Raw genomic sequence first — 23,460 nt, 5'->3', positions numbered from 1 at the left:
GGTCTGGAGAGCACTTTTTTCGGCCCCCAACGACCAACTTAAGCAGTTCCACGCCGCGCGGGTTAATGACCGCTTCTGCCGGAACCCGCCATTATTGTCCTATTGAACTGTCCGGCGGTAAATGGAGCGAGGGCACCGTGGACCATGGGTTAGAGGGCCTGCGCGAGGCCGCCGCGGCCAGAAGTAAGGTCAGAGCCTGAAATGCGAACGGACGGGCACCGACTACAATCGCGTCATTGACATTTGTCGCAACGATTGGAACCTCGAGATCAACTGCGGCATGGTCGACAGCGGCACCGCGATTTGGCCTAAGTTCAAGTTACAGCGGAGACGGCTAGGCCGCAACAAAGAGAGCTGCGTGAACGAAATCGGCCAACTCCGGGCGCACGAGTACAGTGAAAATGCCCCTCGCTAAAAGGTCAATATGTCGCCGAGGGTAAAGCGGCGCGCAGAGATTGTTTGGGTGATAGTTACTACGGCGTTCCCGTCCTCGCTAATCGAGCCGAGGGTATACAGCGCCGGGACCGGCTCTTCGAATTTCGTTTCGATGGTCGCAAGGCCGGAGAACCCGGCAAAGGATGTCCGGTCGTCTGGCCCACCAACGAGCCTGAATCCTGTGATCTGGGATGAATACTCTTTCGAAGAGACCGAGAGTGAAAAGATGAGACTGGGTGCCTCGTTCTTAGGCTTGGTCAACTCCGCCTGTAGCACGAGCGGATAGGAAATCACCGCCGCGGCATCGGTTTCGCGAACCGCGAAAGGCGTGACGGGTGTTGGTTTCCCAAGCTTGTCGATCGTCGGCACCACATAGCCGCGCTCTGACCCGATCATCGCGCTATCCATCAAGCCATCACCATTCGTGTCGGCGAAGCAGGGACTCTCGCGGCGCTCGACGATCTTGCGGCCCATCAGGAGCGCTTCACCAAACGACGTTTTCGGATTGCCGGGATGAGTACGAAGCGGGTCGATGCTGCACCAAGCCGTGCCCTGTTTAGTGGTTACTCTGATCAGCGCCGCGTCCGGGGTAAGCAAATAGGAGCCGTACTGGACCGCCGTGCTGGTCAGGACCGCCGCCTCAGGAACCAACCTCTGCTCGAGGATCGGCGTCATCTTGTCACCCACGGTGACTTTCAGCGGTTCGGTCAGGGTAAGAGGCACAATGCGCCAGCTTCCGTTCGATGGCTTGGGAGGCTTTGCCATAACGGGCGCCGTTGTCGCGGCAGCAATCGTCAAAAGTAGCGCGGCGCCTCGCGCATACCAAAACCTTGTCATCCAGTCGTTCCCCCCAATTCAGATCGATAAATAGAGTCAAAATAGGGAAGGTCGATCCTAAAATTGCGCCGGACAGGGAACGGGCCGCTGCAGGGCACTTCGCTCATAGTCATCCGACGCACCGCGAACGTCCCTGCGCCCGATCTCCCGCCCAAAGCGGCCTGACTGCAACCGACAACCTTGCGGTCATTTTCGCAGTCCAATCCGCTCCGCGATTGGTTTGGAGCGATCTATCGTCGCGCTGACATCGCAAATGATCCATTTTGGGTCGGGCATTCTCAAATCGGCTTGACCGAAAGCAGCGCTCCCTGAAGAGAATGTGGAGGGACGATTAAAGGCTGCCGTCAACGCAAGAGATTATGACGTATCGGCAAAACAAGAAGGCAAGCGGGGGGATCATGACATTCAAGCCAAGAGCGGCGATTGCTGCCATAGTTCTGCTTGTGTCCAGTTGCGGTGGCGGCGACAGTTCGGGATCTGGGGGCACGACGCTGCCTCCGATGACCACAACGCCCACGCCCACACCCCCACCAACCCCCAGCCCGAGCTACTCGACCTACAGCGATCCGCTGAGCGATTGGAGGGCCGGCCCGCCATTTGCGTTAACCCAGGTGACTGGCATTAGCGGGACGGGCATCTACAGCAAGCTGGACGCCAGCATCCAACCGGTCATGGTCGAGGTGGCTTTTGCGGGACGGCCCAGCATCACGGCCAATTTCGCCGACTTTGCTAGAGGAAAGTTCTCGAATTTCTCCGCAGAAGATAACCTATTCCAGGGTGAGCGGGGCATCTCGCTCAATAAACGGAACCCTGATTTCAGCACGACGAGCCTGGGCGTCTGGTATCCCAAGGACGATAACTACACCTATCAGTATGTCGCGCTGCCCAACGTCAGGCATAGTTACGCGAGCGGATCAGGCGTGCCTAAAGAATATATCGAGCTAACGTATAACTTTGTGATTGGCAGCAGGACGGCAGGTTCGGACCTACCCACACCGATCGACGAAACCTTCTATTCGACTATGATGAACCTCAATAGTCTCATCAACAATGACACCATTCCGAACCAGATAACCGGCCACTTGTTCCTGAGCAAGACAGGCGCGCTTTCGGGAAAATTTCCTTTCTCAGCCAGGCTGCCGTCGGGCGAAGACCGGACCTTTCTCGCCCTGATCACGGGTAGCATGGACCAGCAGACTCATCGCATCTCTGGCGACATAACCGCCGAAAATGGAACCTATGTGGGCAAATTTGAGGGCTATCTCTACGGCCCCAAAGGCAAGGAATTGGCGTTCATCGTTTACATTAAGAACGCCGAAGGGACTATTGCGACATCCGGAACCATCATCGGGCATCAGTGACTGAAAGCAGCACCTGCGGGGAAACTCGGATCCGGCAGCTAACCACGCCATTGCGGTCATCCGCATGGCCCGAAAGCCCGCCTGAAAGCGGCCGATGGATCAGGCTGAGCCAACGTCGGCTTTTAGGGCGTGCACCAAGATCGGCGAATGACCGCTTTTCAAGCGGCTGTAAACACGGCGTGAATTTCTTCCAGCTAGGGCCTCCCGACCAGTTAAGGTTGTTCCTGAAGCGACCTTCGGATGTCGGCTCCGGACGAAAGCGGCCAGATGCCGATTCTGTACATGGTGGTCCGCCATCACACAATCCGCCTCACGCCTCCGCGCGCCTTCGCGTCCGCATGGCGATACCGCCCCGCCCGCTTAGCTGTCCCATTTCTCCATCGTCAGAATACAGTTTCTGGAAAGCAGCCGAGCACGCTATTGCTGCAAGAGTTTTGCTAAACCTTTGTCTGTTGGAAAAAGGGTGGCAAAGCGCTTGGCGACTTGTGCCACCCACCCCGATCAGTTGAAGCGCTTGGTCAGCGTCAGCCCAATCGTTCGCGGGTTCGGAGGGTTGTTGTACGGATCAAAGCCCAACACCGCATCGACAATTTGGGGTGGGTGCGCGTTGAAGATGTTGGTCAGGACGAACTGCACCTCACTATCTTTGAACACGGGCGCGGAGAACAAGCGGCTCAGGTCAAAGCCAAGAAAGGCAGTGACAGTGGTGTAGGATTTGATCCTGGTTTCTGTCCGTCCCGGACGGTTGTCCGTGAAACCGTTGACGTAATTGACGACCGTGCCCCCCGAAACACCGCCCCGTCCCCACACGAGCGTGCCGTTGAGCCGCACATCCGAGGGTTGTGCATAGCCATCGAGCCGCGATACTGCCTGACCACCCGGCGCCGAAAGGCTGAGGTCGAGAATATACTGCCCCGTGAGACGCACGGCAATGTCGCCACCCAGCAGACGGCCGCGGTAGGTCAGGTCCAGATCGATGCCATCGGTGGTTTCGACGGCGTAGTTTTGCGGCCGTATGTCAGCGATCGCCTGCACGTTGGCGAGCAGCGCGGCAGGTATCTGGCCGGGGCTGGTGTAGATCGCATCCTCCCCGCCGGTGTAAAAGGGCAAGTCGCTGGTGAAAAACTTCGCGACCGCAGGATTGTTGACGATGCTCGCGACCTCAGCCGCGGTGGGATTGCGCGTGTTGAAGGCTTGCAGGGCGGGCACGCTCACGCTGTCGTCCTGTGAAGGGGTGACGACCCTGCCGGTTATTCTGATCCGATAATAGCCGGTCTTGATCGTAAGACCGGGGATCATTGTCGGCGTCAGATCGAGCCCCGCCGTGAAGGTGTCGGCCTTCTGCGTCTTCAGATCGGGGTTGGCACCGGACCGGTACATCACGACGGCGTTACCGGCAGGCAGCAAAGGATTCTGGTTTTGGGGATCGAGGAAGGCGTAGGAATAGTTCCAGAACGACACCTGCTCCGCAATGCCGATCGTGTCACGGAAACGCGGAACCAGGAACGAGCGGGCATAGGTGCCGCGCAACGCGATCGATCGATCGACCTGCCAGCGTAGCCCGACTTTGGGGGCAAACGCATGATCGAAACCCAGGTCTTCATAGCGGGACGCTGCCGACAGCGACAGGGATCGTACCAGAGGGACGGCCTGTTCCGACCCGATCAACGGGACGTTTACCTCACCGAAGATCGACTTGGTCGTGCGTGTGCCCCCGTTTCGGTTGAAGAAAATCTTGGCGGTGGTCGTCAGTTCTTCCCGCCGGTACTGGACACCGCCCGCGACGATGACTGGTCCAGCTGGCAGGGAAAATGGCGAGGTCTGCCCGCTCAACTCGGCTGTAAGGAGCGAGTTGGTATAGTCATATCGCGTGCTCGGGGTGATGTAGGGACCCGCGCCACTGAACAGGCTGCTCGACGACTTATTACGGCCATAGTCGATATTGAGATCGACCGATGTCGTGCCATCGCCTTGCCAGTGCGCGGTGCCATTGATGGAAAAGCCCGTGGTCTTGGCCTTGTAGAGCCGATTATATCTCGGAAAATCCGGATAGTTGCGCATGGCATCGCGGTCGCGTTGAAAGCGCGACGCATCGACCGAGAAAGTGAGGTTTCCGGCTTCCTGGCGAATGCCTCCGTAGAAACCGCTGACGGTTTCATTGGGTAACTGCGTGATCTGAAGACGTGTGCCGTCGGCGACGATCGGGTCTTCGACATAGGCTTGCCGCTTCTGGTACATGGCCATGCCGTAGATGCTGCCGCTGCTCCAGCTATGTCCGGTCAGGGCGCTCGCTTCCCAGTTCTTGGCGCCTGTCTCCGTCGCGGTCGCGCCGCGCAGACGCAGTTCCAGTCCGGCCTTCGGCTTGCGCGTGATGATGTTGACGACGCCGGCGACGGCGTCCGCGCCATAGGTCGCGGAAGCGCCATCGGAGATGATGTCTATGCGCTCGATCAGCGCCGACGGCAGCACCGATACGGTGGGCGACTCTATCATGCCGACCGACGCCATGCGGCGTCCGTTGAGCAACGTCAGCGTAGCGTCAGACGCCAAGCCGCGCAGGGCAAAGCTCGCAAAACCATCATATTGATTGTAGGTCGTGCCCGATCCCAACGTCGTGCCGATGCTCGACGCCGATGATCCGAAATCGCTCAGGTCGCCGGTGAAGTTCTGGGGGATGCTCAGCATGTACTGGCTAAGGGAGGCGGCACCTGATCGTGCGATATCTGCCTTGCCATAGGTGAACACCGGGCTTGCCACATACTCCTTCGGCAAGCCTCGGATCAGCGAGCCGGTCACGACGATGTCCTTGGCCTGCTCCCGCGTGTCTTCCGTCGCCCCGCGCGGCTGCTCCGCTACAGCCGGCTGATTTACGGTAGGCGGCCCCTCCTGCGCCAGCGCTGCCGATGAAGAAACACCCACAATTCCTGCGACGATCCCTACGAATGATGCTTTCAACTTTACGCCCCATGATACGATATATCACCACGTAACGCCCGTTATGATCATATTCGCCTAAGGTCAACCGCAGCTCGCACTGTTGGCGATCTGCGGGTGGCCGTTCGCTGCACACATTTTTCACCAGGCCCGGCCGGTCGCGTGGAGTTGCTGCGACGAACAGGCGCAAAGCGCACGTATCGCGGTGACCAGTGCTAGGGCCAGCCGCCAGCATCGGATCGGAGGGAGCATCGCCATCACTCGCTGCCGTGAGCTGGAACCTGAACGAATGCCCGGTTTTAGGATTCAGAGCTGGAAAGGGAATGGCTGATCAGGGCGAGAAGCTCACAGGGGGGGGTAGCTACCGGATGTCCGCCACCCCGTTGCGCGCTTGGACCGAGACATTCCTGATCGTCCCTCATCACGGTCAGACCAGCACGCCCTTTTTTTCGCCCCGCGAATGGCGAGTTCCGGCGTAAGCTGCCGTTCCCGGGCGGGTTGGGGAACGGCAGGAATGTCCCGAGGCTGTGTAAAAACGTCGGAATCTGCTATGGTTCTCTGGCGTTTCGGGAGGCTTTGGGATGGGCCGTTTCGTTCAGGGGGAAGACCGTCGGCAGGACTATCTGCTGCCAGCATCGCTCGATGATTATGTGTCGGCAGACAACCCCGTTCGGGCCGTCGACGCCTTTATCGATGCGCTGGATCTGAAGGCGCTGGAGTTCGCGGGCATGACGCCGGCTGAGACCGGTCGCCCGGCCTATCATCCAGCGACGATGCTCAAGATCTACCTTTACGGCTATCTGAACCGGGTCCAGTCGAGCCGGCGGCTCGAGCGGGAAGCGCAGCGCAACGTCGAGTTGATATGGCTGACAGGGCGATTAGCGCCCGACTTCAAAACGATCGCCAACTTCCGCCAGGCGAATGGCGCTGCGATCCAGTCTGTGTGCAGCCAGTTCATCGTTTTGTGCCGACAATTGGGGCTGTTTACGCGGGCGGTTGTCGCGATCGACGGCAGCAAGATGAAGGCGGTCAATAACCGCGACAAGAATTACACCGCCGCAAAGGTCGCCTCGCGGATGAAGCAGGTGCAGGACAATATCGATCGGTATCTCGACGCGCTTGATCGTGCCGATCGCGAGGAGAGCGACTTTGCCGAGCCGAAGGCGAAGCGATTAATGGAGAAGATCGCCCGGCTGCGTGCGCAAATGCGCGATCTCGCAGCGCGTGAAGATGAAGTTCGCAAGGCGCCGGACCAGCAAGTATCGCTGACCGATCCGGACGCCCGCGCCATGGCGAGTGCGGGGCGCGGCACGAGCATCGTCGGCTACAATCTCCAGGCAGCCGTCGATGCCGAGCATCACCTCATTGTCGCGCACGAGCTTTTGAATATTGGATATGACCGCGGGCAACTCTCCCCCATGGCGGCGAAAGCCAAGGACGCCATGGGGGTCGAGGCTTTGGATGCCATTGCCGACAAGGGCTATTTCAAGGGCGAGGACATCCGGACCTGCGAGGGAATGGGCGTTACCGCCTTTGTGCCCCGGCCGTTGACATCAGGGGCGAAGGCGCAAGGTCGCTTCGGCAAACAGGACTTCGTCTATCGGGAGCAGGAAAACGTCTATCAATGCCCCGCTGGCGAAGATCTGATCTATCGTTACACCTCGGTCGAAGCCGGCATGACGCTCCATAGCTACTGGAGTTCGAACTGCCAGACATGCGCACTTCATGACCAGTGCACGACCGGCAAGGAGCGCCGGGTTAGAAGATGGGAACATGAGGAGGTCGTCGAGGCGATGGAGCGGCGCCTTGATCGTGCGCCAGAGGCCATGCGGATTCGCCGACAGACTGTCGAGCATCCGTTCGGGACGCTGAAAGCCTGGATGGGGTCGACGCACTTTCAGATGAAAACACTCAGGCACGTGAGAACGGAGGCCAGTCTCCACATCCTGGCCTATAACTTCAAAAGGCTGGTCGCTATCCTCGGCGTCCGGTCGCTCATCGCAGCAATCCAGACCTGATCGTCAACGCTCAACCTTCAGCGCGCTGCTCCGAAACTACCGACCAGCTCCTGTGAAGCCGTTTTTACACGGCCTGTCCCAGTTTGCGTCATCCAAACGGAGATGTACGAATGGCGGCTTTAAGGGCGCCCTGTCGGGCCCCTGAATGTCCGAGATTAGGGCGGCAGCAGTCGACCAGAGCCGGTGTTTCAGATCACCTATCGCGAACGTCTGCTACTTACACAAGCTGCCTAGCAAAGGCCCCCGCAAGCACAGATTCTATGCGCCGCCGCTCAAGGCTGGAGGCGGTGGCGCCTCCAGTGCGAGATCAAGTTGCTGTCCACGAGTGAAGCGCGCCAGGAGTTGCTTCGTCATGGCGCTGCGGAAGACCCGATAGGCAGCTTGTCCCTTGTTCTGGGCCATGAAATCATCGATCTGTGACTTCACCGCGGCGTAGTGCCTCTCCACGCCAGCGAAGTCGTAGAGATCGGTCCCCTCGCGCTCGCATGTGAGGCTGAGCAGGTAGAGGATGTGGAAGACGCCCTCGATGATCCACGATTCGTCATAGGTTTGCTTTAGACGCGAGTTGAGCGCCGTGATGGCTAGGCGGCGGTCGTCGTCGACCATCCGATAGACCTTCCACATGGCGATTATGTTTTCAGCGGAGAGAATGGTCTCGTCGAAGACCCAACCGTAATACTCACCGAATATCCTGTTGGAGGAAGTCTTCGCTCGATCTGGTTCGCGTAGGACGTAGGCTAGAATGATCTGGCCCAATTTCACGGCGTCGATGCGCGTCTCCGCAGGCTGCTCGATATGTTGGTCGTTCTTTCGCTCGTAGAAGTAGCCTTGGCCAATGAGCGCATTCTCGATGCGGATTTGAATCGAGTCATTGGAACGTATGTCGCGACTTCGGATCGGCGTCTGGCTGTTGGTGGCTTCTGCAACGCTGTTGGTAAAGGCCCGATCAGCGGTTTCGATGACACGCAGAAGCAGCTTCACATCATAGATGCGCGCTATGTCCGATCGCGCCGCTTCGAATAGTGCATGCGATGTCTGCCCCCCGTTAACGATCTGCGGGTTGACCATCCTTACCTTTGGGCTAGCTGCTCTAGGTTGGTAGTCCATTCTGTCGCAAACGATGGTGATACCATTATTCAGATACCAAAACTGACTATTTTTATCGCTGAGCGCCGTTGTCAGGATTTTCCGATTAATATCGTTTTCCTCACCCAAGTAAAGGCGGATATTGTCTTCGAACAGAGTATCGTCGACCTCTTGCGGGAAATCTTTGTCCGCTATCAATCGAACAATCTCATCCCCGCGAACTGTGCCGATCAGGCCTTTCGCAAATCCGTCCGTCCGACCGAAATACTGATCTTCGACAAGGCCGAGATGGAATTCTCTATCGACAGTCGCACCCTTTGAGAGGTGGCGCGAGAACCAGATCAGATCGTGCTGTGTGAGGACCGCATGTTGATACGGACGCAGAGCCTCTTCGAACCGGGTAGCATGGGAGGGAATTAGCGAGGTCGCATTATTACAGAGGTGAATATGGATCGAATAAACCGCTTCTTCCAACGCTACCCAAAGGTCCTGCACCTTATTCCATAATAGAGGGTTACAAGTTTTTTCGAGTGATACATCCTTTCGCAGAAAGCATTCAAGGAAGGTTTGGATCTTGTCGATCTCGTTAGACGGAAAGGAGCTTCCGACTTTGTCAAAATTTGAAACATGCTTGAATTGAAAAAGGTGGATAACCCGTCGCTCTGGACGACTGTCGACATAGACCGCGTCAATGCCACGATCATCACCGCCGTCGGTAATCGCCGTCCGAATTTCATCGTCGTCGATTTTCAGGATTTTGGATAACGCGAAATATTGGAATGCTCGGGGTTCGCCATCAAGGCCCAGCGAGCGCTGGAAGGCTTGGATGCCCGAACGAACCTGGCTCCAATCGAGCAATGTCGGGGTGGAGGGTGATGGATTAGCCATGACGCCAAGCTAACGTACGTTAACCGAATGGCAAACAGGCTATATGGCCGTGGTGGCGGTTATCCCTGAATGCAACTATTCAAAATGAAGTGATTCGGCGGCCCGTTACGCCAAAGTATGCTCCAGATGTTCTTCGATCGGAAGCCGACAGGTAGCATAGGCCGCGCTTCTGCTCTTGCGAGATGTCAGCCGCGCGCACGGTGAACGTCGGCTACCAACAAGAGCTGCCTAAACATGTCGATTAGGGAAGGCAGCTTTGTCCCAGGGCCGGTCGCCCAAGCAAGGATGAACAAACGTCAGCTATCAGGAAGCGGATCTTATCAATCGAATGACCGAGTTGTTGGCGTTAATCATCTACATCGGCTAACCAAACCGGCATGTCCCGTTTGGCGTGAAGCACGCGCCAGACATCTACATAGGTCTCGAATTCAAGATAGAAAACGATCCACGGGAATCCTTTCAGCCCTATGGTCCTCAACCCCGGTAAGTTCAGCTCATGAGACCACCTCGGGGATCCTGCCGCTGGCATTTCCCCGATGAATGTATAGGCCTGTTCAAGAGCATTAATGAAGCCGAAGACCACCTCCGCGCCAGCTTCGTGCGTGTAATGCTCGACCGCAAGGTCCACATCCTCCCGCGCTTTGGCGCGCGGTATGACAAGTTTGGCAGTCACGCCCCCGCGCGTTGCGTCACACGGTTACGAAGGCCTTGGAAATATCCGGCGTCGACTGGCGCGGTGGCTGCAGAACTGGCGCCGTCCAAAAGCATTTCGCGAAGGCGCTGAATGTCCTGATCCTTGCGGATCAACTCCCGCACATACTCGCTGCTCGTGCCGTAACCACGCACGTTTACCTGCTGGTCCACAAACGCTTTGAGCGCGTCCGGAAGCGAGATGTTCATCGTTGACATGGCCTATGATATAGCGGGTTTGGCAAAATTTGGCAAGATGTCGCGAGGCTCAAATCGCCGCACATAGTGACGTTCCGATATCTTCCGGCCGGCCAATTTTGGCCATCGGAGAACTATCAAGGGACATTCAGACCTTGATCCCGCCATACATGACCGGCGCCCTTGGAATGCAGGGCAGAATGTTGGGCCAAAGCGCCCATTGAAGCCGCGCGATCTCTGGGCCATCCGTTTCTATCTCGACGAAAATAAGCGTCTACGCGACCGGGCGCTCTTCGACCTGGCAATCGATAGCAAGCTGCGTGGCTGTGATCTGGTCAAGATCAGGATCGGCGACCTGATGAGTGCAGGATCATTTCGTGATCGCGCGACTGTCATCCAGCAAAAGACTGGTCGTCCGGTACAATTCGAGATCATGTCCGAGGCACGCAAGAGCCTGAAGGCATGGCTTGATCGGCGCGGCGGGACGATCCGCGACTTCGTATTCCCAAGCAGGATCGATTACCTCGGTCATTTGAGCACACGGCAATATGCGCGCCTCGTCGACGAATGGGTGTCAACGATTGGCCTCGACAAACGAGAGTATGGCACGCACTCGATGCGGCGGACGAAGGCGGCACTGATCTACAAAGCCACAGGCAACCTTCGGGCAGTGCAAATCCTACTCGGCCACACCAACATCGAGAATACCGTCAGATATCTCGGCGTAGATATCGATGATGCTCTGACGCTGTCCGAACGGACCGAAATCTGAAAATTCCGGCTTCCTGACCTCCTTGGGAAGCCGGTTCATTCATATGAATGACAGCAGATGTCAGCGATTGCCCGCAGCCACGCGAACGACGGCTAGTTGGCGATTTGCGACGCTTCGAGGTGGATGCCAGAAGCAACGAGCGCCATTAGCATTTATTTTACCACGTCTGCGTCCGCCCGAACTCCACGCCCGTATCTATCACGCGGGCACATTTCTGTCGCCTGCATGACGACAGATGTGGGAGACGACTGATGTTAAAAAAGGCAAGCGGGCTCGTCGCGATTGCGGCCCTGTCATGTAGCCTGCCGGCTCACGCCGCGCAGTATATGTTCAACTTCGCGACAAGCACTCCCCTGTTCGGTGGCTCGGTGAACGGCAGCGGGGTTTTCACAACGTCTGACACCCCAATGATGGTGGGTGGTCAGACCGCCTACGTCATTACCAGCATTACCGGCCAGGTGAACGGCTTCGACATCGTCGCTCCAACTGGCAGTTACGGCAATTACTTCACCACTGGCCCAAGTTTTCTTGATGGCACGGGCGTCACATTTAAGACTACGGGCAGCAGCAATCATAACACGGTTACATTCTTCAACCAGAGCAGCAACGGCATCTACCGGGTGAACACCTTCTCGCCTGGCAGCTCGTCCTTCGTGACAGCTAGTTCCAGCGCAGTGGCAGCCGTCCCTGAACCGGTCAGCTGGGCGCTGTTCATCATCGGCTTTGCCCTTGTGGGCACAGCACTACGTACGCGCCGCCCACACCTCGCGCCGCTCGCGGCCTGATTATTACTGCGGTTGGCCGGCCACTCCCTTCCTGGTGCGTCCGGCCAGCTGCGATCTGAATTCCCTATGCATTACGTGACACGTCGCTATGCTCTCGCGCTCTGGGAGAGCCGCCGAACGATATGACCGAGGCTGCCGATCGTGACCGCGAAAAGCTGGTGGCAGCACTGGCCCAGGTCGCGCGAGCCGATCCATCCGCGCTGCGGCAGGTCTATGATATGACCAGCGCGAAGCTATTCGGCGTCTGCCTGCGTATCTGTCAGGATCGGGACGTGGCGGCGGATATCGTGCAGGAAACCTTTCTCAAAATATGGCAGCGCGCCGGACGTTTCGATCCGGCCAAGGCAAGTCCGATCACATGGCTGTGCGCCATTGCGCGCAACGGAGCGATCGACTGGTGTCGTGCCAATCGTCAGACGATCATCGTCATCGATGATGCTGGCTCGATTGCCGACACGCGCGCCAGCGCCCCGCAACAGATCGAAGAGGCGCAGAGCCAGGCGCGCATCGTCCATTGCCTGGAGGAACTCGGCGGTAACCCTGCCGACGCTATCCGCGCGGCCTTCTTTGGCGGCCTCACCTATGTGCAGCTCTCTCATCGTATGAATGTCCCGCTCGGCACAATGAAGAGCTGGATCCGTCGCGGTCTCGCGCAGCTCAAGGAGTGCATCGGCGATGGCTGACGCAGCACTCAGTCGGGAAGAGCGCGACATGCTCGCAGCAGAACTGGCACTCGGCATCCTGGACGGGGCGGATCACGCCATCGCGCTTCGACTGCAAGTGTCCGATCCAGCGTTCCGGTCCGAGGTGCTCGCTTGGGAGGCCCGCTTCGAGCCGCTTCTCGATGGCTATGACGACACCGACGCGCCAAATCTCTGGCACGCGATCGAGCAGCGGCTACAGACCAGCGGCGCGCCAAGTTTGAGCCAGCCCGACGCAATCCGGCGCAAATTGGCCGCTTGGCGACTAGGCACATTGGCAATGGGCACCATTGCGGCTTGCCTCGCGCTCTTCGTGATGTTCCGTCCTGCGCCGCCACCGGCCCAGACGCCAATCCAGGTTACTCGCGCCGGCCAGCCCGCCGTCGCGCAACTGGGCACGGGGGAGGACGCGCACCAATTCGCCGTCAATTACGGCATGAGCAGCGGCGAGCTCAGCATTCGAGCGCTTAAGATGCCGTCAAGCCCGCTTTCGCCCGAACTCTGGATTATCCCGGCGGACAATGTACCACGGTCGCTCGGCCTTGTCTCAGCGACGGGTTCAAAGCGCATCATAGTCGCACCGCAGTTGCGTCCCCTGTTGAAAGACGGCGCCACACTCGCCATCACGCTCGAAAAGAGCGAGGGCGCCCCGCACAAGGCGCCAAGCTCTGCGCCTGTGGCCGCCGGCTCGATCAACATAATCTGAGCCCCACTGCATCCGTGGCCGCTACCCTCTCGTAACTGTTTCGTCTCCATCACCGGGGGCGAGAGTTTGAGAGAGGACATGTCTTCATGCCTAAATCTAGCACAGCCCTGCGGATCGCAAGCATCCTTGCCTTGACGTCGATCGGTACGCTTGCCGTCGCAGCAGCCAATCCGATGGTCGGCGGCGCAGCCATGTATCCGACCAAGACCATCGTCGAAAATGCCGTCAACTCGAAGGATCACACGACACTCGTCGCTGCCGTGAAGGCCGCAGGCCTCGTCGACACGCTTAACGGCAAAGGGCCCTTTACGGTCTTTGCGCCAACCAATTCGGCGTTCGCCATGCTGCCTGCCGGCACTGTCGACAATCTACTGAAGCCCGAGAACAAAGCCATGCTGGTCAAGGTGCTGACCTATCATGTCGTGCCCGGCAAGCATAACGCTAAGGAAATTGCTTCCATGGCGAAGATGCACGGCGGCAAAGCGATGTTCAAAACTGTCGAAGGCCAGGACATCACCCTCTCGCAGGATCCTAAGGGTGCCTGGTGGGTGACCGATACGAAAAGCGGCAAGGCCCGCATCACCATTGCAGACGTCAACCAGTCCAATGGCGTCATCCACGTCGTCGATAAGGTTCTAATGCCGTGAGGCCGCTCCGCACGGATTTGCCTTTCTTACTACGTGTCTTTCGGCCCATCACCGTGGGTGAAGAACTTCGTCAGCTGTTCCGTGATCGTGATGCGCATCTAGTATCCGAGCCGGATTTCAGGGCGCGCAAAAAGCAACTGCTGGATTGGTCAAAATGCCAACTCACACGTGCCTTACCGCGTAAAATGCGGCGCGACTGGCGCCACACCGGTTCCGAAGGCATCTAATTGGGCTAACATACCCAGGTCTCAGTGCGGGCTCGGCAAATGGACCGAGCCCGCATCGATATGGTCCAGACTCCAGCACATGAACGAATGTCGGTTTTCAGACAGAATAGAAGTCGCGCTGAATGACCGCTTTGTTGGCGGGTGCGGCCACATCCGGCCTGACCGGACATGACGACACAATGGACATTGCGACTACGAAGGCGTTTGGACATTTTAGGAGCTCAACTAAGTGAAGAGGTCTCCAATGCGCAGGTTTACGACAGCAGTCGCGCTTACTCTGGCGATTTGCACCTCACCAATTCACGCGCAGAGTCCGGAAGATCAGGTACGGAAGGCGATTGCTGGAATGATCAGCGCCGCGGAAAAGCTCGATGCAGACGATTTTATGCGCAGCTATTGGCAGTCCCCGTCTCTGGTAATTACGTTCGACGGCGAAACGATGCGGGGCTGGGACGTCATCCTCAGCGAGCAGCGCAAATGGTGGAGCGACAAGAATGCTGGCATCAAATTCAAGGAAGGCCGGCCGGCTGAGATCGTGTCTCAGGGAAATGATGTGGCTACATCAATTCAGTGGATGAACGTCACAGATGCTGGCCATAAAAAGCCGGGCAAACTTGTGATTACCTCGGTCTGGCGGAAACTCCCGGAAGGATGGCGAGTGGTGCTCGCCCACGAGACGCTCACTCCATGACGGTCTTCGCTCGTTTCTCGATGCCCGCGATCCACCCCAATTTAGCTGCTTAGGGTTGCTGCTCCGTTCCCCGAAAGCCGCTGCGCTTCTTCCTAAATGCATGGCAGCTAACAGGCATTCGCAACGACACTCGGAATGGCCGAGATTAGGCGATCAATAGCACTCATCCGTGTCAGGATGCCTCCACATGCAGCTCTTCCAGCGCCTTGCGGAGCAGCACCACGGCCTCCATCAGCACCGCCGGATTGGCAGGGCCATCATGAGAGGCCAAGCGGCTGAGCAGATGCTCCACGCGCTTGAGGGATTGGGCGATCTTGGCGCGGTCGACACATTGCCCATCCACGGTTGCGGCCTGGGCGCCGAGTGCCGAGAGGCGTTCTTCCAGCCGCATCCGCTGCGCGATCTCCCGCGTGAGCCGGTCCTTCAGTTCGCGCCGTTCCAGCGCGCCGGTGGATTGGCGCCGGTCCATTGAGGCATATTCAATGCGCACGGCCCGGGTCGCGCGGGATGCGTGCAGTTGCTTCTCGATCCGCGCCTTGAGGGCGATGAAGTCGATGGGCTTTGGCACATAATCATTAGCGCCGGCTTCCAGAACATCGACGATCGTTGTGGCTTCGGTCCGCGCCGTCAGCATGATGACCGGCAAGTCGGCATAATGGGGGTTGGACCGCAATTCGCGCAGGACAGCGAGGCCGGTCAGATCCGGCATCATATAATCCAGCAGCACGATGTCGGGCCGGGAGGCGTAGATGGCGGCCAGGCCGCTGCGGGCACTGTCCGCCGATTCCGGCATATAGCCCATGCGCGCCAGGTGGCGGCAGACGATCACGCGATTGTCCGCGACGTCGTCGATAACCAGTACGACCGGCGCCTGCCCCTGAGCCGACGCCACGTCAATCTTAGTCGAGTAGGACATGATGCATTCCATCATCAAAGGGTTGATCGGTCCGGACGCGCGCCAGAGCCTCCCGCTGGCCTTTGACCAGCTTCACGGCAGCCTTGACGAGGGCTTCCGGTGCAAAGCTTCTCGGATCGAGGAACGCATCCCCGCCGAGCCGGCGCAGAACGTCGTCTTCGGGCCGGCGCTCCCCCATCACCAGCACCGCACTGGCCCGTCGCGCGCGCGTCCCGCGATGAACATGGTCGCTGGCGATCTGGGCAAGATCGACCACGGCCAGGTCGGGCCGGTCGTCCGCCATGCAGAGAGTGAAGCCAGCCTGTTTCAAACTCCGCTCCAGCTTCGCGCTCATCGCCGCGTCGAACCCGGATACGCAGACCCGCGCCGCAAGCTGCCGCGCCTCGGCATAGAGCCCGAGCAGAGACAGCAGCCGGTCCCGCTGCAGCGGCTTGGGAAGATAGGCAGCCGCACCCAAGGCAAAGCTGGAGGCTTCCATATCGTGGACGCTGATGATGAAGCAGGGGATCGCCGCCAGCGCTTCGTCTTCGGACAGCTGACGCAGCACGGCGCGCCCATCGGTGCCCGGCATAACGAGATCGAGCAGAATGGCGCAGGGGCTGGTCTCCCGCACCATCTGCAGACCCACCTCGCCGCCGGAGGCCAGCCGCAGATCATATCCGGCCGGGGAGAGCCAGCGATCCAGAATGGCAAGGCAGGCCGGATCATCATCGATGGCGATGATATGGTCCGGCTTTTTCCCGACCGGCGTCATCTCTTCGATGGACAGGACGCCCGACTGCGCCTCTCGCTCGATCGGGATGGCGACGGTGAAGATAGTGCCCAGCCCTTTTTCGCTGGAGACGCTGATGGTGCCGCCCATCAACTCCACGAACCGCAAGGTGATGCTGAGACCAAGGCCCGTGCCGCCCGCCCGGTAGGAGGCTGTGCTGCCCTGCACGAACGGCTCGAACAGACCGTCGATCTGCTCGGCATCGATGCCGATGCCGGTATCCGCCACGCTGAGGATCAGCAGCGTGCCTGCGCCCTCCTCCTTGAGCGAGGCGCTGAGCACGATATGCCCCTCATCCGTGAATTTGCAGGCATTGCCGCCCAGATTGAGCAGACATTGGCGGATCTTGAGCGGATCGATCCGCATCGGCGTGGGCGGAACGTTGATCTGCAAGGCGACGCTGTTATTGCGGCGGGAGGCAATCGGCTCGAGTGTCGCCAGCACGTCGCGCATGATGTCGCCCAGATCGATCATCTCGAGATCGAGGGTCATCCCGCCCGCTTCGATCTTGGCGAAATCGAGCACCTCGTTGATCAGGGTGAGCAACTGAAGCGCCGACCGGTGGATGACCGTGACATCGGCAAGGTTCTCCTTGTCGTCGAGCGCGGCCAGTTCCTCTTTCACCAGTTCGGCATAGGCGATGATGGCATTGAGGGGAGTGCGCAGCTCGTGGCTCATGCTGGCGAGGAACTCGGACTTGGCGACATTGGCTGCCTGCGCCTGATCGCGCGCCGCTTGCAAATCCGTCAGCGTAGCCGCCAGCGCGCCCTCGCGGCGTTCGATTTCGGTCAGCATTCCATTGAATGCCTTCACGATGCGGCCGAGTTCATCCCCGATCGACTGCGGCATACGGGCCGAATAGTCCGCCGTCTGCCGGATGCGCTCCATGGCCTCGACCATCCGGTCCATCGGGAAGAAGAGCAGCGTGAGCATCTTGCGGGCGATGAGCCAGGCGACGAGAAACGCCAGGCAGCCAAAGGCACTCGCGATGCCCAGAGTTCGCAGCATCATTTCGGTTAGCGTCTCGGTTTCGGTGGAGAGTTTGAGCCACCCCACGGTGTCCCCGGCCACCATGATCGGCGTGACGACCTGCAGTCCCGCCTGGTCCGCTTTCGATCCGACGAGGGCCGCAGGTTTATCCTGATTGCCCGTCTGCGACGGTTGCCCACGGACGGCGATCCGGCGCTGCTGCTCGTTATAGACCTCGATAGAGCGGATCGTCTTGATGGTCGCCATGGAAGCCAGCGTTTCCTGGATCGCCTTCACGTCGTTGAAGACGAGCGGCGCTCCCAGCGTGGCAGCGACCACCTCGCCCAGCTCGCGCTGGCGCTCGGCATTGGCCGCGCTCTGGACATGATATTGCCAGGCCGCCAAACCGGCGCAGCTCAAGAGCAGGGCAACCATGCAACTGCTGAGCACCGTCGCGATCAGGCCGCGGCGGAAGCTCCAGGGGGAGAACCATGGCATGCGTCCTCAATCCCTGACGGCGCGTGCGAGGCGGAGGAGGCGTGAACTGAAGACGGCCCCGCCGCGAGCCCCGGCCTTCAGGTTCACCTCAAACCCGATCTGCCTGCCGAAATTGACGAGCGCGACGCTCCCCTGCCGATCGAGAAAGTCCGATCCTTCGCCGATGAGCAGCGGTGGCGGGGACGAGGCGACGAGCGGCGCAGTGCTCGTTCCGGGGCCGACATAGGCGATGCGGCAGTCGACGCTCCACGTCGTCCGCTTCACGATCCGCACCTCCAGCCGGCCGCCAGCGACATTGCGGCCTTCATAGACCTGCAGGGCGCCCGCGAGAGGCTCGTCACTGGAAACGCACAGGACCACACGGTCACGCGGCGGGCGCAGGTCGACGAAGCGGATGATGTTGTAGATGATCGCAGCCTTGAGCTCGCTCTGCTCGTCAGCCGCGCGCGCGGGCGCGCAGGCCGCGAAGAAGGCCAGAAGCGCGATGAAGGGGCCCGTGAGGAGATGAACGAGGCGCATCATCTCAAAAATCCACCGAGAGACGCAGGGCGACGGAGCGACCGACATAGCTGCGGGGCGCGGGATAGAGCTGCTGCGCGAACTCGACCCGCCTGTCGGCCAGCAGGTTCTGGCCGATCAGCGACAGATTGAGGCGCGGCATCAGCGCATAGTTGATGCGAAGATCGAGGTCTTGATAGGCCGGAATATCGCTCGCCGGCAAAGCGCTGACATGGCGCAGCCACGCATCGACTTCCAGATTGGGTGCCACATCGTAGCTGACCCGCATGCCGGCCTGAAACTTGGGCGAGAGGCCGGCGAGCGCATGGCTGATCGATGTCGGACTGTCTGTCTCGAAGGAGAGATGCTGCATCGAGGCATTGGCCTGCACCTTCAGATTGGGCGCGGGACTGAAGGTGATCGCGGCTTCCACGCCATAGGTCTGCCCCTTGCCGATATTGGCGCTCTGATAATCCAGCAGCAGAACAGGCGTGGGCGAGAAGACCATGGACTGGCCGCGCGCGGCGTAGCCGATGAGGTTGCGATAGCGGTTGTAATAGGCCGCGATGTCATAAGTGAAGGAACTTGAGAGGCTGCCGCGAATCCCCAGCTCAAAGGCGTCGAGATTTTCAGCGGCCAGATCGGCCTGCCCTTCGATGCGCGCCACCATGGGCATCGGGGTCGGATTCATCGGCGTTCCGGTGGGGATCCCCAGATTGACCCGGACGGCCTCCTCGAACCGTGCCGGCGTCCGCACCGCGCGGGAGGCGGCGGCCCAGATGGTCATAGAGGGCGTGGGCTTGGCGAGCAGGCGAACGCTGGGCTGAAGGGCAAAGCCGCTGATCGTGTTATATTCCGCCTTCGTTCCGACAGAGAGCCGCAGGCGATCCGGCACCAGCCAGAGATCCTGCTGCGCGAAGCCGCTCACCCAATGATGGGTTTCGCGCGGTACGGTGAAGGAGACGAAGCGGTCCGAAGAGCCCAGAGAATCGGTCGTCCGCCGAAGGTTGAGGCCAAGGACCAGTTCCTGCCGGTCGCCGCCCAGCCGCAGGCTCGCGTCAAGGTCATCCACGGTGCGGGAAATGTTGACGCCGAATTCGCGCCGCTGAACCCAATCATGGTAGGCCTGCAGATTGAACTCGCGCTGGCTATCCCAGCGATGTGACCAGCGCCCGAGCAGATTCATGCCGGAGAAGCTGCCGTCGAACGGGTACATGCCGGTCTGCTGGACCTGCGGCGGCGTTTGCAGCAGGTTCGCGACGAAGGTGCCATGCTGCACATCGCCCTGCAGGGTGATCGTGTCATTCTCGTCCGGCACCGCGTCAAGGCGGAAGCCAGCCTGCACGGCCCGCGAGCCGCTGTTCCAGCTTTCGCCATTTGCTTGCTTGAGACCGTCGATGTCGCGCGCGGTCACATAGGCGCGATAGCTGAGCTTGTCCTTGCTTCCCCCGTAGCGCACCGTGCCGTTGCGCCCGTCTGCGGAGATGAACGCATTCGCTTGCCAGCCCTGGGTCTGGATGCTGTCCTTGGTGATGATGTTGATGACGCCGTTCACGGCGTTGGACCCCCACAGGGTGGCGCCCGGTCCCCTGACCACCTCGATCCTCTCGATGTCGGACAGGGGCACGAGCTGCTGGTCCCACAGCACGCCGGAGAGGCTGGAGACATAGAGCGAGCGGCCATCGATCATCACGAGCAGATTATTGGCAAAGCGCGTGCTGAAGCCGCGCACGGAAACCGCCGTCGAGACGGTGTCGATCTGGCCCACTTCGACGCCGGGCACCAGCCGCAGCACCTCTGGAATGCTCTGCGCCCCGGAGCGCAAAATATCTTCCTGGGTCAGGATGGTGACCGCGGCGGTGCTGTCACTGAGGCGCTGCCTGCGCTTGGCGACGGAGGTGGATTCGGTGGTCAGCAGGTCTTCGAGCGAATAGTTGCTCAGATCCTGAGCATGGGCGCTCCTGACGCCGGGTAGGCAGGCGCCGACCAGCGCCGCGGCTGCCATCAGCCGCCACCGGGAGGCCTTGACGCTCATCGGTCGCTCCCGGCGACGGGCAAACCGGCCATGTGCGGACAGCGCAGCCAGGCGAGCGCGTCCGCTTCATTGAGGGGCCGCGCGATGGCATAGCCTTGCAGCGCATCGCAGCCCATCTCCTTGAGCATCTCGGCCTGGGCCGCCGTTTCCACGCCTTCTGCCACCACTTCGAAGCCGAGACCGTCCGCGAGGCTGACGAAGGTGCGCACGACCGTCTGATAGTCCTTGCGCGTGGCAAGGTCCGTCACCAGCGAACGGTCGATCTTGATGCAATCGATCGGGAGAAGCAGCATTCTGGCCCAGTTGGAATAGCCGGTGCCGAAGTCGTCGATCGCAATGCGGATGCCCAGCGAGCGAACCTCCAGCAAGCGCTCGACGAAGATGGGCGAGTCCTCCATCAACATCGATTCCGTGACCTCAAACTCCAGAAGCTCGGCGGATGCGCCGGTCTGCGCCAAAGACGCCCGCACGAAGTCCACGAAGTCCGGCTGCCGGATGTCCTGCACGGTGATGTTCAGCGAGAGCAGGCAAGGCATGTCCTGCCGCGCCCAGTCCGCAGCGACCCGCATCCCTTCCAGAAGAGTCCAGCGGCCGATCTGCACCAGAAAACCGGCCTCTTCCGCCAGCGGGAGGAAACTGCCGGGCAATAACATGCCCCGCTGCGGGTGGCGCCACCGGACCAGCGCCTCGACAGAGGGACGCACATCGGGTCTGGTGGGCAGCTTGGGCTGGAAAGCGAATTCCAGCTCGCCCCTGTCCGCCGCGAGCCGCAACTCGGCCTCCAGCCTTGCACAGTCCTGCGCCCGTTCGATGATCTGCGGATCGCATAGGCAGACCTGATTGCCGCCCCGCGCTTTCGCCTGATGCATGGCCATGCTGGCTTTCGCTATCAATCGCTCATAGATCCTGGCATCGTGCGGCATCCGCGCGGCGCCAGCGCTCGCGGTGAGCGTGGCCGGAAGCGTCCCGCCATCAAGGTCGAACGGTTCTGCCAGCAGGCGCAGGCACCGGGTCGCCAGTTCCTCCAGATCGTCCGCTGTCAGCGCACCCGAGCAGAAGATGCCGAATTCATCGCCAGCGAGGCGCGCGATGATCGGCGCGGGGCCGGTCGGTCGTAACTCCCGGCACCAGTCTGCGGCCAGTCGCAATCGCCCCGCAATCGCCTGCAGCAGCCGGTCGCTTTCCCACAAATCGAGCCGGTCGTTGATCTTTCGGAACGAGTCCAGGCCCAGATAAATGATGGCGCCGACCGGGCTGGTCGCACCGCTTTCGTGGATGGCGGCCTCGACCAGACGACGAAAGCCGACACTATTGTCCAGAGCCGTCGCTGGGTCGGTGAGCGCCGCCCGCTCACTGGCGCGCAATAATGTGGACACCCGCCTCATCAGTTTCGCGAGGGCAAGTCTGAGTTTTTCCGGCTCGGCATCAAGATCGGTCTCGGGGTTAAAGGCCCACTCCCCAAGCGCGGTCGCCTCGATCATCTCGCAGACGCGATCCAGCCACGTCTCGTCCACACGCTCCCCTGCGGCGCGAGGCGTGAAAGCCGAAGGGCTATCGCCACTATGGGAGGGGATCGGATCGTGCTTCACCAGTTGCCTGCCTGGCAGGAGGGAAGCGGCTTCAGTCGCATGGGTCCCTTGCCCCCGCGTCGCAGCGGCCGGCATGAGGTCAGATTTTGGGGGCGGGGTTTCGCAGGCACGACAAGGGATTGCGCCACACGAAAACGATTGATGAACATCCGCACGAGCCTTTCAGTCCAGCGCGGCTCAGCGAGACCGCGACCGATGGTCGGCCGTGACAAAATAGGGCAAGCCGCCGAGGAGAGAGAAGCGGTCCGGCCCTATCTGTTGCCAATCATCGAGTGCAAGCGGCTCATTCCCGCCCCCTTAAGGCAATGATTGGCACAACTATTCAAGAAATTTAAGTTTCTTCTTGTAACATATTGAAAGCATCTGCAGCCGCAAAAGTATTAATTTTCATTAACTAAGTTATTGCGGTGGACAGTTCTTCAATAAGATCATGAAGAGACTTTGACGCTCGTTTGAAACGGTCGATATCCTCCGCTTCCTGAGGATCGTGATTTGCTGTCGGCGGATGCATGAGTTCGAACGTTCCATCCATAACGCCTAATTTGTTCCGCATCTTGTGCTGCAGCTCCCGCACACGCGCGACCGACAGCGTTGTGGGTGAATCCAAATTTTTCGGCTGTTCCATCATGACACCATATAAATTTTTGCCGCAGATGATCGTCTGCTATTGATTGCACGATAGGGAAGGCATTTAAACGGGGGAAAATAAGCCCGCCGTTCGGCTGCACGCCGTTCGCATTGGATAGGGTAAAGACATGCCGCAGGTCGCAAGTGTCGGAAAGTCCACCCAAATACTCTATGCAGACGATGAGGATGATCTTCGAGTCGTTGTAACGCGTCTACTGGCCCGCGTCCCTGATTTCGAGGTGCAGGACGTGAATAGCGGCGCAGCGCTGCTTGCACGGCTCGCCGATCCGGCCTGCAAGCCCGACGTCATTTTGCTCGATGTCATGATGCCCGGCCTTGATGGCCTGGAGACAGCCCGTCGGGTGCGGCGAACAGACCAGCAGACCCCTATCATCTTCTTCACCGCCAATGCCGAACTCACCGAGCAGTGGCGCGCCAGCGACGGTCCCATCCTCGGCACGCTCAAAAAACCCTTCGATCCCGACATGCTGGCGCTGGATATTCTGCGGATGCTCGGCCACCAGCTGTCATCGGACCCCACCGCGCCATCCCCTGAATGAAAGAAGAAGGCACGGACACT

The 23,460-nt window shown here is 59.8% G+C and carries 19 protein-coding genes; 9 read left to right on the top strand and 10 right to left on the bottom strand.

The genetic code is table 11. The features are described from left to right. Positions 1 to 411: 411 nt before the first annotated feature. Positions 412 to 1,233 (bottom strand): hypothetical protein, encoded by an 822-nt coding sequence (locus M2342_RS03015; RefSeq protein ID WP_264577982.1) that lies wholly within the window; start codon positions 1,231 to 1,233, stop codon positions 412 to 414. Between the two features lie 437 nt (positions 1,234 to 1,670). On the opposite strand from M2342_RS03015, the gene M2342_RS03010 reads away from it, so the two are divergent. Beyond that, positions 1,671 to 2,633 (top strand): hypothetical protein, encoded by a 963-nt coding sequence (locus M2342_RS03010; protein WP_264577981.1) that lies wholly within the window; start codon positions 1,671 to 1,673, stop codon positions 2,631 to 2,633. A gap of 501 nt (positions 2,634 to 3,134) precedes the next feature. On the opposite strand, the gene M2342_RS03005 is transcribed toward M2342_RS03010, so the two are convergent. Further along, complete coding sequence (locus tag M2342_RS03005; RefSeq protein ID WP_264577980.1) at positions 3,135 to 5,552, bottom strand: TonB-dependent receptor plug domain-containing protein; 2,418 nt, start codon at positions 5,550 to 5,552, stop codon at positions 3,135 to 3,137. A gap of 596 nt (positions 5,553 to 6,148) precedes the next feature. Between M2342_RS03005 and M2342_RS03000 the strand changes: the two genes are divergently transcribed. Beyond that, a complete protein-coding gene (locus tag M2342_RS03000; RefSeq protein WP_264577979.1) occupies positions 6,149 to 7,585 on the top strand; it encodes an IS1182 family transposase in 1,437 nt (478 codons plus the stop codon). A gap of 258 nt (positions 7,586 to 7,843) precedes the next feature. On the opposite strand, the gene M2342_RS02995 is transcribed toward M2342_RS03000, so the two are convergent. The 3 genes from M2342_RS02995 to M2342_RS02985 all read right to left on the bottom strand — a co-directional run bounded on the left by M2342_RS02995 (position 7,844) and on the right by M2342_RS02985 (position 10,459). Continuing rightward, positions 7,844 to 9,559, bottom strand: a complete 1,716-nt coding sequence (locus M2342_RS02995) for an AIPR family protein (protein WP_264577978.1) — start codon at positions 9,557 to 9,559, stop codon at positions 7,844 to 7,846. A 346-nt stretch (positions 9,560 to 9,905) separates the two neighbouring features. After that, positions 9,906 to 10,232 (bottom strand): type II toxin-antitoxin system RelE/ParE family toxin, encoded by a 327-nt coding sequence (locus M2342_RS02990; RefSeq protein WP_264577977.1) that lies wholly within the window; start codon positions 10,230 to 10,232, stop codon positions 9,906 to 9,908. Then, positions 10,229 to 10,459: a type II toxin-antitoxin system ParD family antitoxin gene (locus M2342_RS02985; protein WP_413715102.1), complete on the bottom strand. Its 231-nt coding sequence runs from the start codon at positions 10,457 to 10,459 to the stop codon at positions 10,229 to 10,231. Before M2342_RS02985 ends, M2342_RS02990 begins: the two co-directional genes overlap by 4 nt. Before the next feature lie 124 nt (positions 10,460 to 10,583). Here M2342_RS02985 and M2342_RS02980 point away from each other — a divergent pair, with 124 nt between their 5' ends. The 6 genes from M2342_RS02980 (at position 10,584) to M2342_RS02955 (ending at position 14,976) form a co-directional block, all read left to right on the top strand. Continuing rightward, complete coding sequence (locus M2342_RS02980; protein WP_264579973.1) at positions 10,584 to 11,219, top strand: tyrosine-type recombinase/integrase; 636 nt, start codon at positions 10,584 to 10,586, stop codon at positions 11,217 to 11,219. Between the two features lie 251 nt (positions 11,220 to 11,470). Further along, positions 11,471 to 12,004, top strand: a complete 534-nt coding sequence (locus M2342_RS02975; protein WP_264572088.1) for a PEPxxWA-CTERM sorting domain-containing protein — start codon at positions 11,471 to 11,473, stop codon at positions 12,002 to 12,004. Between the two features lie 122 nt (positions 12,005 to 12,126). Next, entirely contained in the window at positions 12,127 to 12,687 is a 561-nt protein-coding gene (locus M2342_RS02970; protein WP_264577976.1) for a sigma-70 family RNA polymerase sigma factor, read from the top strand. Then, on the top strand, positions 12,680 to 13,411 hold the full coding sequence (locus tag M2342_RS02965) for an anti-sigma factor domain-containing protein (protein ID WP_264577975.1): 732 nt from the start codon (positions 12,680 to 12,682) through the stop codon (positions 13,409 to 13,411). Before M2342_RS02970 ends, M2342_RS02965 begins: the two co-directional genes overlap by 8 nt. 86 nt (positions 13,412 to 13,497) lie before the next feature. Further along, on the top strand, positions 13,498 to 14,058 hold the full coding sequence (locus M2342_RS02960) for a fasciclin domain-containing protein (protein ID WP_181558481.1): 561 nt from the start codon (positions 13,498 to 13,500) through the stop codon (positions 14,056 to 14,058). Positions 14,059 to 14,529: 471 nt separating this feature from the next. Continuing rightward, positions 14,530 to 14,976 (top strand): nuclear transport factor 2 family protein, encoded by a 447-nt coding sequence (locus M2342_RS02955; protein WP_264577974.1) that lies wholly within the window; start codon positions 14,530 to 14,532, stop codon positions 14,974 to 14,976. A gap of 172 nt (positions 14,977 to 15,148) precedes the next feature. Here the strand turns inward: M2342_RS02955 and M2342_RS02950 are convergent, their stop codons facing one another. Genes M2342_RS02950 through M2342_RS02930 form a run of 5 tightly spaced genes read right to left on the bottom strand, consistent with a single transcriptional unit; the run spans position 15,149 to position 22,178 of the window. Beyond that, positions 15,149 to 15,892, bottom strand: a complete 744-nt coding sequence (locus M2342_RS02950; protein WP_264577973.1) for a response regulator transcription factor — start codon at positions 15,890 to 15,892, stop codon at positions 15,149 to 15,151. Beyond that, the gene (locus tag M2342_RS02945) at positions 15,876 to 18,131 is read right to left on the bottom strand and encodes an ATP-binding protein (protein WP_264577972.1); all 2,256 of its coding nucleotides are present in this window, start codon (positions 18,129 to 18,131) and stop codon (positions 15,876 to 15,878) included. Before M2342_RS02945 ends, M2342_RS02950 begins: the two co-directional genes overlap by 17 nt. A 6-nt stretch (positions 18,132 to 18,137) precedes the next feature. Beyond that, positions 18,138 to 18,653 carry a YfiR family protein gene (locus M2342_RS02940; RefSeq protein ID WP_181560762.1) on the bottom strand — a complete coding sequence of 172 codons (516 nt, stop codon included), beginning with the start codon at positions 18,651 to 18,653 and terminating at the stop codon, positions 18,138 to 18,140. Between the two features lies 1 nt (position 18,654). Further along, positions 18,655 to 20,664 carry a TonB-dependent receptor plug domain-containing protein gene (locus M2342_RS02935; RefSeq protein ID WP_264577971.1) on the bottom strand — a complete coding sequence of 670 codons (2,010 nt, stop codon included), beginning with the start codon at positions 20,662 to 20,664 and terminating at the stop codon, positions 18,655 to 18,657. After that, positions 20,661 to 22,178 carry a putative bifunctional diguanylate cyclase/phosphodiesterase gene (locus M2342_RS02930; protein ID WP_264577970.1) on the bottom strand — a complete coding sequence of 506 codons (1,518 nt, stop codon included), beginning with the start codon at positions 22,176 to 22,178 and terminating at the stop codon, positions 20,661 to 20,663. The genes M2342_RS02935 and M2342_RS02930 overlap by 4 nt, the downstream gene beginning before the upstream one ends. A gap of 830 nt (positions 22,179 to 23,008) precedes the next feature. Between M2342_RS02930 and M2342_RS02925 the strand changes: the two genes are divergently transcribed. Then, positions 23,009 to 23,440: a response regulator gene (locus tag M2342_RS02925; RefSeq protein ID WP_264577969.1), complete on the top strand. Its 432-nt coding sequence runs from the start codon at positions 23,009 to 23,011 to the stop codon at positions 23,438 to 23,440. The last annotated feature ends 20 nt before the right edge of the window (positions 23,441 to 23,460 follow it).

The organism is Sphingobium sp. B8D3A (genome assembly GCF_025961995.1).
Lineage (GTDB): Bacteria > Pseudomonadota > Alphaproteobacteria > Sphingomonadales > Sphingomonadaceae > Sphingobium.
The sequence above is the reverse complement of the archived record's forward strand: the minus strand, read 5'-3'. Positions and strand labels throughout refer to the sequence as shown.

Bases quoted from the DNA above. Each gene is read 5' to 3' on its own strand.
- M2342_RS03010 (WP_264577981.1), top strand. From the start codon at position 1,671: ATGACATTCAAGCCAAGAGCGGCGATTGCTGCCATAGTTCTGCTTGTG.
- M2342_RS03000 (WP_264577979.1), top strand. From the start codon at position 6,149: ATGGGCCGTTTCGTTCAGGGGGAAGACCGTCGGCAGGACTATCTGCTG.
- M2342_RS02995 (WP_264577978.1), bottom strand. From the start codon at position 9,559: ATGGCTAATCCATCACCCTCCACCCCGACATTGCTCGATTGGAGCCAG.
- M2342_RS02985 (WP_413715102.1), bottom strand. From the start codon at position 10,459: ATGAACATCTCGCTTCCGGACGCGCTCAAAGCGTTTGTGGACCAGCAG.
- M2342_RS02975 (WP_264572088.1), top strand. From the start codon at position 11,471: ATGTTAAAAAAGGCAAGCGGGCTCGTCGCGATTGCGGCCCTGTCATGT.
- M2342_RS02970 (WP_264577976.1), top strand. From the start codon at position 12,127: ATGACCGAGGCTGCCGATCGTGACCGCGAAAAGCTGGTGGCAGCACTG.
- M2342_RS02965 (WP_264577975.1), top strand. From the start codon at position 12,680: ATGGCTGACGCAGCACTCAGTCGGGAAGAGCGCGACATGCTCGCAGCA.
- M2342_RS02960 (WP_181558481.1), top strand. From the start codon at position 13,498: ATGCCTAAATCTAGCACAGCCCTGCGGATCGCAAGCATCCTTGCCTTG.
- M2342_RS02955 (WP_264577974.1), top strand. From the start codon at position 14,530: ATGCGCAGGTTTACGACAGCAGTCGCGCTTACTCTGGCGATTTGCACC.
- M2342_RS02950 (WP_264577973.1), bottom strand. From the start codon at position 15,892: ATGTCCTACTCGACTAAGATTGACGTGGCGTCGGCTCAGGGGCAGGCG.
- M2342_RS02945 (WP_264577972.1), bottom strand. From the start codon at position 18,131: ATGCCATGGTTCTCCCCCTGGAGCTTCCGCCGCGGCCTGATCGCGACG.
- M2342_RS02940 (WP_181560762.1), bottom strand. From the start codon at position 18,653: ATGATGCGCCTCGTTCATCTCCTCACGGGCCCCTTCATCGCGCTTCTG.
- M2342_RS02935 (WP_264577971.1), bottom strand. From the start codon at position 20,664: ATGAGCGTCAAGGCCTCCCGGTGGCGGCTGATGGCAGCCGCGGCGCTG.
- M2342_RS02925 (WP_264577969.1), top strand. From the start codon at position 23,009: ATGCCGCAGGTCGCAAGTGTCGGAAAGTCCACCCAAATACTCTATGCA.